At 44.6% G+C, this 14,520-nt stretch carries 12 protein-coding genes; 1 reads left to right on the top strand and 11 read right to left on the bottom strand.

Annotated features, from left to right (window positions below):
- Positions 1–7: 7 nt before the first annotated feature.
- The 5 genes from B880_RS0100505 to yfcF form a co-directional block, all read right to left on the bottom strand.
- Entirely contained in the window at positions 8–2,065 is a 2,058-nt protein-coding gene (locus B880_RS0100505) for a hypothetical protein (protein WP_157060477.1), read from the bottom strand.
- An 11-nt stretch (positions 2,066–2,076) separates the two neighbouring features.
- Complete coding sequence (locus B880_RS0100500; RefSeq protein ID WP_157060476.1) at positions 2,077–4,110, bottom strand: hypothetical protein; 2,034 nt, start codon at positions 4,108–4,110, stop codon at positions 2,077–2,079.
- A 33-nt stretch (positions 4,111–4,143) separates the two neighbouring features.
- Positions 4,144–5,688, bottom strand: a complete 1,545-nt coding sequence (locus tag B880_RS0100495) for a hypothetical protein (protein ID WP_157060475.1) — start codon at positions 5,686–5,688, stop codon at positions 4,144–4,146.
- A gap of 177 nt (positions 5,689–5,865) precedes the next feature.
- Complete coding sequence (gene yfcD / locus B880_RS0100490) at positions 5,866–6,384, bottom strand: NUDIX hydrolase YfcD (RefSeq protein ID WP_017345421.1); 519 nt, start codon at positions 6,382–6,384, stop codon at positions 5,866–5,868.
- A 114-nt stretch (positions 6,385–6,498) separates the two neighbouring features.
- A complete protein-coding gene (yfcF, locus tag B880_RS0100485) occupies positions 6,499–7,140 on the bottom strand; it encodes a glutathione transferase (RefSeq protein ID WP_017345420.1) in 642 nt (213 codons plus the stop codon).
- A 164-nt stretch (positions 7,141–7,304) separates the two neighbouring features.
- On the opposite strand from yfcF, the gene B880_RS0100480 reads away from it, so the two are divergent.
- Positions 7,305–8,207 (top strand): TIGR01777 family oxidoreductase, encoded by a 903-nt coding sequence (locus B880_RS0100480; RefSeq protein WP_017345419.1) that lies wholly within the window; start codon positions 7,305–7,307, stop codon positions 8,205–8,207.
- A gap of 6 nt (positions 8,208–8,213) precedes the next feature.
- Here B880_RS0100480 and B880_RS0100475 read toward each other — a convergent pair whose 3' ends face one another.
- The 6 genes from B880_RS0100475 to B880_RS0100450 all read right to left on the bottom strand — a co-directional run bounded on the left by B880_RS0100475 (position 8,214) and on the right by B880_RS0100450 (position 14,410).
- Positions 8,214–10,298 carry a hypothetical protein gene (locus B880_RS0100475; protein WP_017345418.1) on the bottom strand — a complete coding sequence of 695 codons (2,085 nt, stop codon included), beginning with the start codon at positions 10,296–10,298 and terminating at the stop codon, positions 8,214–8,216.
- A 158-nt stretch (positions 10,299–10,456) separates the two neighbouring features.
- Positions 10,457–11,230 (bottom strand): histidine ABC transporter ATP-binding protein HisP, encoded by a 774-nt coding sequence (gene hisP / locus B880_RS0100470; RefSeq protein WP_017345417.1) that lies wholly within the window; start codon positions 11,228–11,230, stop codon positions 10,457–10,459.
- An 8-nt stretch (positions 11,231–11,238) separates the two neighbouring features.
- Positions 11,239–11,955, bottom strand: coding sequence for an ABC transporter permease (locus B880_RS0100465; RefSeq protein ID WP_017345416.1), 717 nt, complete (start codon positions 11,953–11,955; stop codon positions 11,239–11,241).
- Positions 11,952–12,638 (bottom strand): histidine ABC transporter permease HisQ, encoded by a 687-nt coding sequence (locus B880_RS0100460; protein WP_017345415.1) that lies wholly within the window; start codon positions 12,636–12,638, stop codon positions 11,952–11,954. Before B880_RS0100460 ends, B880_RS0100465 begins: the two co-directional genes overlap by 4 nt.
- A 171-nt stretch (positions 12,639–12,809) precedes the next feature.
- On the bottom strand, positions 12,810–13,592 hold the full coding sequence (gene argT, locus B880_RS0100455; RefSeq protein WP_026042333.1) for a lysine/arginine/ornithine ABC transporter substrate-binding protein ArgT: 783 nt from the start codon (positions 13,590–13,592) through the stop codon (positions 12,810–12,812).
- Positions 13,593–13,843: 251 nt separating this feature from the next.
- The gene (locus B880_RS0100450; protein WP_017345413.1) at positions 13,844–14,410 is read right to left on the bottom strand and encodes a UbiX family flavin prenyltransferase; all 567 of its coding nucleotides are present in this window, start codon (positions 14,408–14,410) and stop codon (positions 13,844–13,846) included.
- Positions 14,411–14,520 lie beyond the last annotated feature (110 nt).

Genomic DNA, 14,520 nt, shown 5'->3' with positions numbered 1-14,520 from the left:
GGTTTCTTCATACAATCTCATGCGGAACCTGTACCATCCCTCGCGCATACAGCCTATCCTGAATTTCATTCAGACTATAAGTGCTATTGCTCTTCAAACCAAAATCCCGCGCGAAGCGTAAAGCCTCGATACTATTCTGCGAAGCAACCTGTAATTTATCTTTAGCGGCTACGAATTTTAATGTGCCATCACGGGCACGGTGGTCGCTAAACTGTAATTCCCCATCCCGGAATGAAAAACAGGAACCGCACCATACACTGACATGTTCTCGCCCCGTAAGGCTGACCGTTTCAGTATCATTATCAACATGTTTAGATTCGCTACTTTCAATATAGAATCCTGGGGAATATAAAATACGCGGCGATTTTCCATTCAAGTCAAACGGCGTTATATTTTTAGCATTCAGAAGTTCAATGACCTCTGGTAGCAGGTAATTTTTACCTGCCGTGGCTCCCAACTGGAAAAGGAATGATTGCTCAGGAAAAGGAGGTGAAACCAGCTGTCGATCTGCTGAGGTTCCAACCGGCAAAAATTCCAGTCTGCCGGGTCGGCCACTGTCATCAACATAGCGCAAACAGTCACCATCCAGTAAATAGCAGTTGCGATACAGAACAGGGGCGCTATCACATGGACCCGCTTCAATTTTCACAGGAGATAAGAAGCTCAGCGAATTATCAATCTTAATTTGTCCATAGGGCGGACGGGAACGTTTGGCCGCCTCTTCGCGAATGAAGATATGCCTTGCATCAGTAAAAACAGATCTCTCTTGTTGCGAATAAGACAGACTCGTTTCTAGTCGCGGAAGCGTATTCGCATCAGGGCGAAACGATAGTCCCGTCAAACGCTCCAGCCCGATAATGAATTCTTCAATGTCGGCAGATAAAAAATTGAACCCAGATTCACTATCATTGATTATAAACTGATTCCACTGTTTTTTTATTTCATGAAATCCAGCATTGATGGCATTATCACCGATTGACTGATAGCGAAAAAATGCGATGAATAACCTGTCCGTATTATCTAACTCCTTTACCCTTATAATTTTAAAACTGTTTTGTGCCAGAATCTCATTTCCGGGGATATTTTCATCAATAAGTTTCCTGGTGGGTAGAACCTCTAATGAGATTAATGAACATATTCTGTCACTACCTAGTGCCTCAACATTCATCGATGTTTTATTAATCATCTGATTTAACCCACGAAACTTATTAAATGAAGCCCGTTTAAATTCCAGTGGGAATATTTCATTTACCACCATGCTTGCCATGATATTGGTGTTCTTCCCCCCAAGGTCAGTCAAAGGGTAAGTGAATAAATACTCAAAAAGGGGAACTGTATTAGCAGGAACACAAATACGGATAGCAGGTGAATGAAATTTCATTTTTTTCATCTGCAACTGCAAAGTTTCTACATTGTGAAACCGTAGACAACTCGGTTCTGCAAACGTAACAGGGTGATTTTCTTTGGTCAACCTCCCATCTAACTCTGGTAGCTGAGATGAAGAGTTGTTGAATTCCAACCATTCTGGCAAGCTGCTGTTTTGACTAACAGGCGTAATAATATCGCTATTTAATTTTGGTTGGGCAGTGGTTGTGACTCGGCTATCCGGTAAAAAACGTTTGCTGTTACCCGAGTCACGGCTAAATGAACGCCCTGACATCAGAGCCTCTTTATTATCATTGTTTTTAGCAGGACTGCTGTTTACTGACTCATGGCCCGCCACGGCAACGCTCTTTTGATTCGCACGACTACGCTGCAGCAAACGTAGGCGCGAAATGCTACGCTCAGGTAGACGACTGAGCGGTTTTTGGGCGACTGGAGCTTTAACTTTCGCAGCGCTTGCTACGGTTTTACTGGCTTTTTTAGCCTCTGCCCCTGGAAATGGCCATGCGTCATAATTTTTCAGATTCTCTTCGGCTCTGTGTGCATGGAATGTTCGCGGAAAATCACGCTCTAATTTATTAACTTTAACTTCACCCACGTTTTTTTCATTTAACCTCTCTCCTGAATAATAAAACCCCAATGACAAATGACCGGATCCCAGAAATGATGACGATATTTTCATAACACTCCTATTTATATTACATTCGCATTATCTTGATCATTTTCGCTTTCCAAAACCAAATCAGGAACTTTAATCATTTTCATTCCATACAAAACATCATCAATATCAACAAGCTGATAATATCTATTTTTATCTAACCCAATACGCTGAAAGAAAACCACATCCTCATTTCTGTTAACTGAGGAAATTTGGAAATAACCAGGATTATAAATATCCCTTGTGATATTCAAACTGTGAAAGTCACCGGTTTCTGAGATAGCATCCAGTCTATTATTAATCAGAGAAAAACAGGCGTTGTATTTCGGCCTGGGTAATGAGTAATTGTTATAATCAACACTTAACCCCTCTTCTACTAATGCCGTCTCACCGGCTAAAACCTCAAAAAAGGTTCTGTTGCTATACCCTGTAATGCTTTTATCATCTATAACTTGCAGCATGCCATGTTCAGTTAGTCGTGATGATATCTCCTGCAAAGAATAAGAATCTCGGGCTATAAATAAACTTTCCAGATCACCAGGCTGACTGCTGTTCGAATCCAGATGAATTTTATATTGCTCGTTGCCATCGGGTAGAAAGTTTATTATCCCCCCTTCGCCATCTTGTGATGCATAAATTACAGTATTATTTCTGATGGCAAACGTATTTTTATACAGAACCAATGACTCCTGGCTATTATGCGGATGAAAATACACCGGAGAGAAAACATTGATATTTTTATTGATAATGATTTCTCTGTTACTGTCTTCACCGTCAATCAGCAACTCCTTTTCCATAAACAACATTGTGGTTGTCGTTGCAAATGAGGTCGAATTAGCTATTAACTCACTATGGTTCCCTGCTGAAAGGCTTAAGCCAGTTAACAACTTTAAACCATCAACCAGAGAGTTTAAATCTTTGGCTTTAAAAGAGTACCCTGTCTTTTTATCAGTCAGACTAAATTCCCCATCCTTATTCTCATTGATAGGAACAATATCAGCATTAACTTCAGTATAAACATCACCTGCTAGTATGCAATAAGCAAAATAGAACATATCCTTACCGTCCAGCTGATTGTTTTTTATCACTTTGAACGATCCTGGCGAAAGGATATTTTCCGGATATATTTTCATTTCTTTTATTTTATTTTCTGTCAGGACTGCGAGATTTAGCACAGAGTAGATGCTGTCTTGACCGATGGTTGTATTTCGACCAGTATCACCCTTAAGAAACTGTCCCATCCCCCTAAATTTATTAAGTTCAACCTGTTGAGCATAATCAGGTAACTCTTGTCTGACAGGAAGAGACAACACCATATCATTGTTTATCGATAAAGATTGAGTGAAAAAATATTCAAATATTGCACATGCCTTTTGTTCGACGCAAAACGGAAGGTTAAACTGCATTTTCCTCATTTTGCTCATTTGCAGGCTGGCCTTTTCGACATCATGAAAGTAGAGACATGAAGGGATGATACCAATGCTATCGCCATCACCCGAAAGGGAGATATTAGTTTCATTTATTAAACCACGATTTAACCCGCTGTAAACCATCTTGTTTCTTGATTCTTTTATTTTTGATAAGGTGCCGAAACGATAATTAGCCTCCTTAACTTTGACATACTTTTCATTATCCGCATCGCTTTTATTTTTAACTCTGGTTTTCTTACGATCTATATTTTTCCTGTTCATTTTCCCCATTGAATGATGATGCCCCTCCTGATGTTCTCCAACGGTTCCATGAGAAAGCCCCTGACTGATTGAGGTACTCTGAGCCGGGGGGCGATTCACTAATGAATTAATATTTCTCCTGCCTGAATTTTTGTTTGCTTGCAAACCCGACACTGTGTTTTTTTTATTTATAACACCGGTATTCTTCGCGGATGAAATCTTCGAGTGAACTCCCTGAACGGCTGTACCCTTACCTTTCCTCGCCAGCGGCTGCGGTAAAATCTCACCGTGAAAGTTACCCTCAGTCATTCGGTTATTATCTTCAGGAGAAACTTCACTCTCTACCTGATCGGAAGCAGTTCTATATAGGACAGATGAGTAATTTGAGGTTATATTCAAAATGGTTTCTCTAAATTTTATATTCGATTTTTTTCACTGGCTAACCAATGGTTCAGAAATGTAAAAATTATCTAACCTTGGCACACTATTGGTTTTTCCCACATCGTCACCTATTGCTATATAATAATAGTCCGTCAATATATTACTTATTTCCTCTTTACTGTAAAAATATCCTCTTAAAATACCTTTTTTACTTAAAAAATCTTCCGCTTCGCCATGACTATCATAACGTAAAAGCAGAGGGTTTCTGGGGTGAGTGCGGAAATTTAGTTCCCCTTCAATACCTTTTAGATCGATGTAATTAATTTTATCCCCGGAAAACTTAAAGCACCCCCTGTAAATTAAATCGCCTGATTTTTTATTTGCAGCATCAACCGAAGTAAAGAGATCATCAGCTTCGTTGATCCTTAAGTCCAATAACTCACTACTCGACTGGCTGGTGTCATTTGCGCTAATAAAAAAGTTCCTGTTTGAATTCAACGCTATTTCATATCTGACAGCATATCCTGCAGTATGCTCTACTGGGGTTTCGCTATCAAATTTTAACCCGGTAACACGTTCGATACACGCAATAAAATCATTGAGATTATCACTGGTGAAGTTATATCCCGTATTCTTATCTGTTAATTTATATTTTCCTTTTTCAGTCATAATTTCAGTAATTGCTGCACTACTTCCTCCATCCGCTTGAGAACGATAGCGATACCACACCAGAAGAAGGTTGGTATCCTCCTGACGCCCGCGATATTCAACAAGTTTAAAACTATTTTTCTGCAATATACTGTTATTTGATAGATTGTACTGCTTTAATTTTTTCATACTCACTGCCGAGATAGTCATTGCAGAATAAACACTAGCAATGGTACTACCTGGAATATGATTTTCCCGATCGCGCGGATGGCTATCTTCGCATAAAGCCTGAAAAAAAACGATATCTCCATCATGAATAGTCGCACTGTTTACTGGGAAACTGAAATACATTTCAAATGGAGGAGATAGATTAACCGGAACATTAAAATAGAGCTGCTCTCTACGCCATCGCGAGGCCTGAATCATAGCCAATGTGGTATCTGCGTTGACAAAAGTAGAAAGTCGAGCTGATGGTTGAGCTGAAACAGAACCTGTTTTTTTTTGCTCCGCCATAGAGATAGTTTCACCAGATGAAATCTCAGATTTATCACCGGTAATTTTATGATCATTAAAGTTAGATCCAATAATATTTTCAGCATTTTTATTTTTTGGTCTGTGGATGCTTACAGGGCTTTTTATTTTAATTACGCCAAAAACATCTGAACGGGTAGACATAAGACTTTCTCTGGCTGGTTCCTCTTTTCGGTCGTGTACTTTGGCTACGTCCCGGTTCATCCCTGGTACTTTCCTGCTGCCCGTACGAATCACCATGGGCTTTTGTCTCGATTTAGACAGGAATCGATCTGCATTCTTTACCCTGATCGGCTTTTTATACCCACCACTACTTTTTCTGGCTAATGGTACAGGGAGTATTACCCCATTTTCGTCAGGTATAGAAGTGGTATAAAAAGAGGCGTTAAAACCTGAACTAACTCCCGATAATGACATTGACTTACCTATTTATTGTGGTGATTTTTATATTAAAAATCACATTGAGAACAGAATTATTCATTCGTCACTGTCTCAATAATATAGTTCAAGTTTATAATCAGGGGATTTTGTGACTGAGTAGAAAACAAGACAGAGGGAAAAGGCTGCCGGAGAAGACCGGCAGCAGAAATAGTATCAGGCTTCGCCGTTACGGCTCAGCCAAAGCGCTAAGGCTTTGAGTGAATCATCAGTAAATTCATCGCAGCGTGCAGTAATCTCTTCAGGGGTCATCCAGATAACCTCATCGACCTCCTCTTCCTGCATAGCAAACGGCCCATGAGACACGCAGCTGAACAGTCCGCCCCATACGCGGCAGTGTTCATCCTCAAAATAGAACTTACCGTGATCGGCAAAGGGAACACCAGCAATCCCCAGTTCTTCTTCTGCTTCACGCCGGGCGGACTCGAGCATATCTTCACCGCTTTGCACCACACCACCAGCAGTGGCATCCAGCATGCCCGGCATAAAGTCTTTAATTTCAGTGCGGCGCTGCACCAGAATCTTGCCCATACCATTATGTACTACGATGTAAGTCGCACGGTGGCGTAGGGTCTGTGCACGCATTTGTGCACGGGTTGCTTGTGCGATGACTTCATCGTCTTCGCTGACAATATCAACCCACTCAATACCATCACCGGTTGTTTGATCCGCCATCCTGTTTTTTCCCGTCAGACTGCGCTCCGCTTATCATGCGGGTTAGCGAGTTTATTAGTCGTGTGATGCGTAAGGTAATCACTTCCGCAATTATGTACAAGCCTGGAAAAATCCTCAGCCGTTTCTTCCAGGCTCAGACAGCCACAGTTGTATAGAAGCACGTTGCCACTGGAAAGCTGCATAATCACTCAGCCGCTGTGGTACCGGATCGCCATGCAGTGCCAGTCTGTTTAGCATCACCGCCAGATCGACATCTGCGATTGACCATTCACCAAACACGTTCTGCTGCCCTTCTGGTAACAGTTTTAATGCTGCATCAATCAGTTTTTTTGCCGCTAACGAGGCTGCTTCACTTAAAGGGGCAAAGCGTGCCGCAGCAAAAATCACTGACGTTGGCCGCTCCTCACGTATTGGCAAAAAATCACTGCGTAACCATGCCTGTATCTCTCTGGCACGTGCGCGCTTTTCTACATCACGCGGATAGAGGCGTTCATACTCAGGCGCAGGAAAACGTTCTTCAAGATACTCAGTGATAGCCGAAGACTCACTCAACAGAAATTCCCCCACCTGCAGGCTGGGAACCCTACGCGTCAGTGAAACCGCACGATAGCTGTCTGAGGTTTGTTGCTGGCTTGACAAGTCAACGGAACGTAGCTGGAAATCCAGGCCTTTCTCTTTTAAAGCAACATAAGCGGAAAGGGCATAAGGGCTAAAAAAATCACTATCAACCCACAACGTGATGGCAGGGTAATCCATTGGCGACCTCAGTTGGATAGTTATCAACAGGTTCATCTTTACCCGTTTTTTCTGGCTCAGGCAATCGGCCTTTCCATGTGAAGAGAGAAAAAAACGGATAGCGCACAAACACGTCAGGCAGACTCTTCTATGCTGAAGCTATAACAAGAGCAGGAGAACCGCTAATGCATATTTTACTCACCGGAGGCACTGGGCTAATTGGTCGCCATCTTATCCCGGAACTCTTACAGCAGGGACATCAAGTCAGTGTTGTCACCCGTGACGTAGCAGCAGCACGTGCTGTTCTGGGCGCACAGGTGGCGCTCTGGTCCGGGCTGGAGCAACAGACTGATTTGAATAGCGTCGATATGGTGATCAATCTGGCGGGTGAGCCGATTGCCGATAAACGCTGGAGCGAAAGCCAAAAACAACGTTTATGTGACAGCCGCTGGCAGATAACCGAACGTTTGGTCACGCTGATTAAAGCCAGCTCCCACCCTCCAGCATTGCTGATTTCCGGTTCAGCAATCGGCTTTTATGGCAACAGTGGTGACCTGGTCTTAACGGAAGAGGATGCCGGGCACAACGAGTTTACCCATCAGCTTTGTGCGCGTTGGGAGCAAATTGCGTTGAGAGCACAAAGTGCCGAAACCCGGGTGTGTTTGCTGCGTACCGGCATTGTGTTGACTCCACAAGGTGGTGCCTTAAGCAAAATGACCCTTCCCTTTCGCCTCGGTATTGGTGGTCCGATTGGCAGTGGTAAACAGTACCTCTCATGGATTCATATTGAAGACTGGATTAGCGCGGTGCTCTGGTTGATAACACATCCGCAACTGAGTGGCCCCGTTAACCTTGTTTCACCTTATGCTGTGCGCAACGAACAGTTCGCCGCCATTTTAGGCCAGGCGTTGCATCGTCCGGCCTTTATGCGGACACCTGCAATGGCAATCCGATTAATGATGGGTGAATCTTCCGTCCTGGTTTTAGGTGGTCAGCATGTGTTACCACAAAAGCTTGAAGCGTCTGGTTTCCAGTTCCGCTGGCACAATCTGGAGACATCAATCAGTGATTTACTGAATAAACGGTAATTTTTATCACTCTGACAATGCCATGTTTTGGTAATTAATAAAGTTAGCACTTTCAAGCCTGGTATGTATTTCACTAGCATTATAGTGTACTCCGGGTTTGATATTTACCTCTTGCAAAAAAACACTTTGTGTTATCGAGAGATCGTAATCAATTTTTAAAAGGCCACTCTGCTGAGGAGTAAAAAAAACCTCATCATATTCGCCATTATCATCATAATACTGAAGCAACCCATGCTGAAATGAAAAACAACGGGACAGACACTTATTATACGTAATTGATAAATCTGGTTCTGTGGTCGTCACTTCAGTTTCTGTGGTATTTTCCTGCATTGGCTGTTCCTCACTCGACAACTCAATATCCATATAGAAACCATCGAGTTTCGCTGAGAAATCAATATCATTATTAAATGACAGGTAATTCATTCCTTTTGCCTGCAATTGTTCAATTAACATTTGACGCGTGTAGTTCTGCCCATGTAAAAAACCAGCCTGACTATAATGCCTTGCGTCACCCAAAAGCTGAGGTGAAAGTGAATAATATGAGCTATTTTTTCCTGTTGCGGAAATCCTGAACGCGCCCTCCTCACCTTTTTCATTGATATAAATTAATGAACCCTCTGATAAGGTAAAACTATTTCTGTATAAAGGAATACTCATGTTGTTTTCCTGCCGTACATTTCTTACAGGAGAAAAAAACGTCAACTCTTCGTTAATGTCATCCAGAGAGCAGAACCCCTTCATCGTTGCATTCTGGTTGATAAAAAGAGATTGTGTTTTTATTAAATAATTTTCCTTTACCCCTAAGTCAGATTGTGGTCGATGGATATTATCGTTATAGTAATATTTCAATCCGGTGACTTTACTTAAGCCGTCAATGAAGTTATTAACACTATCTCCGCTCAACATCAAACCAGTAGCCTGATCTTCAAGCATTATAAAATTATCGAAAATATTCACAGGGATAATACCCGCATTAAAACCACTGTGTTCTCGACACTTATTTATATGATAAGCAATGAAATACCCACCGGTACCGGAAGGTGCTGGTGATTTAAATAATTTAAAGGTGTTTTCAGGAATAACAAACCGGGTGCTAATATTTCTCCGCTTGATATCTTCATTCGATATAACTGATAAGGTCAGTAACGAAAGTATCGAGTCTGCTTCATTCTTGCTTATAATCCTATGATTCTCTTCCTGTTTGAATGTTATATCAGGCATTCCACGAAGATTATTGAATTGTGTTATTTCCTGATCATCATGCCTGTTAACATGGCTAAAAACAATCTCCCTTGGCACTGTGCTTTTTTTATGCACGGCATCATGAAATAAATGATCAAACATACTAAATAAGGAGGAGTTCAGACAGAAGTAATTATTTTCTTTTCTATCCCGCATTAACCTCATATATTCATAGCACTCTTGAACATCGGTGACATAGAGACAAGAAAACTTTTCCTCTTGCAAAGGAGGTGCGATAGTCTCATTAGTCGGTGTAACAAGGTCGGATTTGTTTTCAGGCACATCTGTGGTTTGCTCGATGGTGAGGTCTGATTGCAAACCAGAAAAATTTTTACCATGCGCTAAAAAACGATGAGATGGCTGGCTATTTTCAGTAGAATTACTTTTTTTTTCAACTTCCTCACGATCTATTTTCGCCAGTTTATTTTTTTTTCCTACATAGCTGCTGTACGTACCGTAAGAAGTCATGCTTTCTTTCGCTGTACCATCGCTAGCATGGTGATTTCCCTGCGCTGCGCCTGGCACCGCGATTGCATTACGTGCTGCATTATTTAGTCGATATTTCCGTTCCTCTTTTTTTCTTCTTGATATACTTCTCTCTTTGTGGCGAAAAATTCTGCTAAGGGCGATTTTTTTTTGTGCTGAGGATGCCGCTGATTTTACTTTTGCTGCGGGATTGACTTTCGCTTTTGCCGCACTGGCACCCGGTAATGGCCAGGAATAACCAACAACCTCAGCGCTACTGTGTAATTCTCGCCGGGCATGCGTGCGCGGAAAAGCCTTTTCCAGCCCTTTTTCAGCATCACTTGTCGGCGGAAGATATGGAATAAAAGGAGAGGTTCTGATCATTACTCATCTCGTTGACGGATTAAACAGAGCCCTGCGATATCAAATTGCAGGGCTCTGTTTTTCAGGGTTATTAGATAAATTCAGTTTATCTGTAACCTGAGAACGCGATGAGTTCAATGCTGACATCATCAGAACGCAAGCGCCCTGATGATCCATTGTTACTTCAATGAACCTTTTAAAAACTGCTGTAAACGTGGGCTTTTCGGGTTATCAAACAGCTCACCTGGCGCACCCTGCTCCTCAATTTTCCCCTGGTGCAGGAAAATCACCTGGCTGGACACATGGCGAGCAAACTCCATTTCATGCGTTACCACCACCATGGTTTTGCCCTCTTCCGCCAGCTTTTGCATAATGCGCAGCACTTCGCCCACTAGCTCTGGATCGAGCGCCGATGTTGGCTCATCAAACAACAGTACTTCGGGTTCCATCGCCAGCGCACGCGCAATAGAAACACGCTGCTGTTGCCCACCGGAGAGGTGAATCGGATATTTTGCGCGAGCGCGTTCATCAATACCGACCTTCTCCAGATACTTAATCGCTCGCTCACGAGCTTCCGCTTTACTTAAGCCCAGAACCTGAATCGGTGCTTCCATCACATTCTCCAGCACCGTCATATGGCTCCAGAGATTAAAGTGCTGGAACACCATGGTCAGGCGAGTACGTAATGAACGGAGTTGTTCTTTATCAGCAACTTTAAGCTGCCCGTCCTTGTCACGCACCATATTAATCAACTCGTTATTCACCGAGATCGTGCCTTCACTCGGTTTTTCGAGAAAGTTAATGCAGCGCAAAAAGGTACTTTTCCCGGATCCGGAAGAGCCGATAATGCTGATGACATCACCAGCATTCGCCTGCAAGGAGACGCCTTTCAGCACCTCATGTTCACCATAGCGTTTATGCAGTTCAGTTACGCTTAATTTATTGTCAGCCATAGTTGTACTCAATGCGAAGAAGCGGGTTTTACATGTGCCAGCCAACGACGTTCCGCTTTACGGAACAGGGTAATCAGCACATAAGAGATAATCAGATAGAGCACCGCGGCGATGGAAAACGCGGTGAACGGTTGATAGGTGGCGGCGTTGATATCGCGGGCCACTTTCAGCAGATCCGGCACGGTAGCGGTAAACGCCAGTGCGGTAGAGTGCAGCATCAAAATCACTTCATTGCTGTAAGCCGGTAAGGCACTGCGCAGCGCCGAAGGCAGAATAATGCAGCGATAGAGCTTAAACGTTGAAAACCCGTAGGCACGTGCGGCTTCAATCTCGCCGTGATTGACCGAGCGAATGGCACCCGCAAAAATCTCTGTGGTGTAAGCACAGGTATTAAGGGTAAAGGCCAGCAGCGTACAGTTCAGTCCACTGCGGAAGAAGGCATTGAGTAATTCAGTGCCTTTGACCACTTCCAGGGTGTACATACCGGTGTAGAACACCAGCAATTGTACGTAGAGCGGTGTGCCACGGAACACATAGGTAAACAGCCAGATCGGGAAACGAATATAGCGGTTAGGCGAGACGCGGCCAATGGCCAACACCACGGCCAGGCAGCCTCCAAGCAGTACCGAAACGATTAATAGCCACAGCGTCATGGCAACGCCAGTCAGACGGTAGCCATCGGAGTACAGCAACGCCTGCCAGTACTGCTGAATAATATCCATCATAGCTCGGCCCTCTTCACGCCAACGGTATAACGGCGTTCAAGCCACAACAGCACTCCATTCGACAGAGTGGTAAACACCAGATAGATCACACCACAGACAATAGCGAAATAGAACGGCTGCCAGGTACTTTTCCCTGCCAACTGCGTCGCTTTCACCACATCTTCCAGCCCCAGCAGTGAAACCAGCGCGGTGGCTTTTAAAATCACCTGCCAGTTATTGCCGATGGCCGGCAGCGCAAAGCGCATCATGGCCGGGAACAGCACGCGACGGAAAGTCTGTGCGCCGGTCATGCCAAAAGCGGTTGCGGCTTCAATTTGTCCTTTAGGGACGGCCATGAACGCACCACGGAAGGTTTCGGTGAAATAAGCCCCGTAGATAAAGCCCAGCGTGATAATACCGGCCACCATGGGGTCGATATCCAACTGTGCTATTCCCAGCGCGTCCGTTACGGTGTTCAGTGCGATCTGCAAGCCGTAGAAAATCAGCAGCATCAGTACCAGATCGGGCACGCCACGGATAAGCGTGGTGTAGCCTTCAAACAACAAGGCCAACGGCCGATTGCCAGAAAGTTTTGCTCCGGCCCCAATCAGGCCGAGAATCACTGCCAACAACACCGAGCTGAGAGCCAGCTCCAGGGTCACCAGAGTGCCTTTTATAATTACGTCAGAATAGCCATATAACATGGAATTGATCCTGTCGAGAGGTGGAAACGCAGCGCTGTTCAAGCTTCAGAACAGCGATACCCGAAAGACCCGAGCCGCAGCGGAGCAGCCCAATCGTCATGTTTTTCACATTAACGATCGGTACGCTTCCCTGCGGCCCGGAATATCAAGGGTATCGACGACAGGTTTTACTCAGTCACCGTACACATTGAAATCAAAGTACTTCTTCGCCAGTTTATCGTAGGTGCCGTCTTTACGCATTGATTCAAACGCTTTATCGATGGCGGCCTTCAAATCTGTATCATCTTTGCGCAGTCCCATACCGGTACCTACGCCAAAAATCTTATCATCCTTCACGGATGGACCCGCGAACGCATATTTCTGCCCAACTGGCTGCTTCAGGAAACCTTCGCTTGCCTGAACTTCATCCTGGAAGGCCGCATCAATGCGTCCGGCATTCAGATCCTGATAGACCAGGTCCTGGTTTGCATATGGCGTGACGGTCACGCCTTTTGGCCGCCAGTACTCATTGGCATAGGTTTCCTGCGTGGTGCCCTGCAGCAATCCGATGTTTTTACCTTTCAGCGATTCAATGGTCGGCTGTAACGTCGATCCCTTAGGCGCGACCAGACGAGAGTTGGCTGCATAGAGTTTTTCAGTGAAGGCTATCTCTTCCTGGCGTTTTTCCGTAATAGAGAGTGAAGAAATAATCGCATCGATCTTCTTCGCTTTCAGCGAGGGGATAAGCGCATCAAAATCGCTTTCAACATAGGTACATTTGGCCTGGATACGTTTACAGATCTCATTTGCCAGATCGATATCAAAGCCAACCAGTTGCCCCTGAGCATTCTTGGATTCGAACGGTGGGTAAGTTGGGTCCGTTCCGATGCGAATAGAAGACGGCACCGCAGCAAAAACGCTGGTCGCCGCAGTCAAACCGAGCATCAGAGAAAGAGCCAGAACTCGCTTCTTCATAGATAACCTCTGTAAGTGCTTTTTGTTATGTGATCTGTGATGTGTGCGCGGAATAATTTGCATTTTTTATGCCAGAACCGCAAGTTATCAGGCCGCTAAAGGCGCTAAAAACGTGCAGAAATGGCCTACCGCGCAGGCAATATAACAGCAGTGTGGCGAGGAAAATGAGGTGGCGAACATTTTTGGTGCAACCGCTGCACGAAATGTGATCGCACAGCGATTTATGCACCTTTTTGATGCATTTCCTGTTTTTACTCTCCCCAGCGGGTAAACAGGTCTTCAGGCAGGGCAATATCAAATTGATCGAGCACGCGATTGACGGTCTGATCAACCAGATCGTTGATAGAGGTCGGCCGATGATAAAACGCCGGGACCGGTGGCATGATCACTGCCCCCAGTTCTGCGGCGGTGGTCATCATCCGCAAATGACCAAGATGCAGAGGGGTTTCCCTGACGCACAGCACCAGTTTACGCTGCTCTTTCAGCACCACATCTGCTGCTCTGGTCAACAGGCTGTCGCTGTAGCTATGCACAATGCCTGACAGCGTTTTCATGGAACAAGGCACAATCGCCATACCCAGGGTTTTAAACGATCCGGACGAGATGCTGGCAGCAATATCACGCGCATCGTGGACCACATCCGCCAGCGCCTGAACTTCACGCAGTGAGTAGTCACTCTCCAGCGCCAGCGTCTGGCGTGCCGCCTGGCTCATCACCAGATGGGTTTCCACATCAGCAACGGGTTGCAGCACCTGCAACATCCTTACGCCATACAGCGCGCCGCTAGCACCTGAGATGCCAATGATGAGTCTTTTCATAACCAGTCCTTAACGGCCCTACAAAAAGGGTATAGTAGCGTGAAAGTGGGCATTCAGGGGAATTGACGTGTCGAAAGCGCAAAGAATTATCATTCCCTTATCGCGGGCAT

It is taken from the genome of Pantoea sp. A4, from assembly GCF_000295955.2.
GTDB lineage: Bacteria > Pseudomonadota > Gammaproteobacteria > Enterobacterales > Enterobacteriaceae > Pantoea > Pantoea multigeneris.
Note: the sequence above shows the minus strand (reverse complement) of the source record. Positions and strands in the feature narration are given on the sequence as shown.

Bases quoted from the DNA above. Each gene is read 5' to 3' on its own strand.
- B880_RS0100465 (WP_017345416.1), bottom strand. From the start codon at position 11,955: ATGATGGATATTATTCAGCAGTACTGGCAGGCGTTGCTGTACTCCGAT.
- hisP (WP_017345417.1), bottom strand. From the start codon at position 11,230: ATGGCTGACAATAAATTAAGCGTAACTGAACTGCATAAACGCTATGGT.
- B880_RS0100505 (WP_157060477.1), bottom strand. From the start codon at position 2,065: ATGAAAATATCGTCATCATTTCTGGGATCCGGTCATTTGTCATTGGGG.
- B880_RS0100450 (WP_017345413.1), bottom strand. From the start codon at position 14,410: ATGAAAAGACTCATCATTGGCATCTCAGGTGCTAGCGGCGCGCTGTAT.
- B880_RS0100460 (WP_017345415.1), bottom strand. From the start codon at position 12,638: ATGTTATATGGCTATTCTGACGTAATTATAAAAGGCACTCTGGTGACC.
- B880_RS0100480 (WP_017345419.1), top strand. From the start codon at position 7,305: ATGCATATTTTACTCACCGGAGGCACTGGGCTAATTGGTCGCCATCTT.
- B880_RS0100475 (WP_017345418.1), bottom strand. From the start codon at position 10,298: ATGATCAGAACCTCTCCTTTTATTCCATATCTTCCGCCGACAAGTGAT.
- B880_RS0100495 (WP_157060475.1), bottom strand. From the start codon at position 5,688: ATGTCATTATCGGGAGTTAGTTCAGGTTTTAACGCCTCTTTTTATACC.
- yfcF (WP_017345420.1), bottom strand. From the start codon at position 7,140: ATGGATTACCCTGCCATCACGTTGTGGGTTGATAGTGATTTTTTTAGC.
- yfcD (WP_017345421.1), bottom strand. From the start codon at position 6,384: ATGGCGGATCAAACAACCGGTGATGGTATTGAGTGGGTTGATATTGTC.
- argT (WP_026042333.1), bottom strand. From the start codon at position 13,592: ATGAAGAAGCGAGTTCTGGCTCTTTCTCTGATGCTCGGTTTGACTGCG.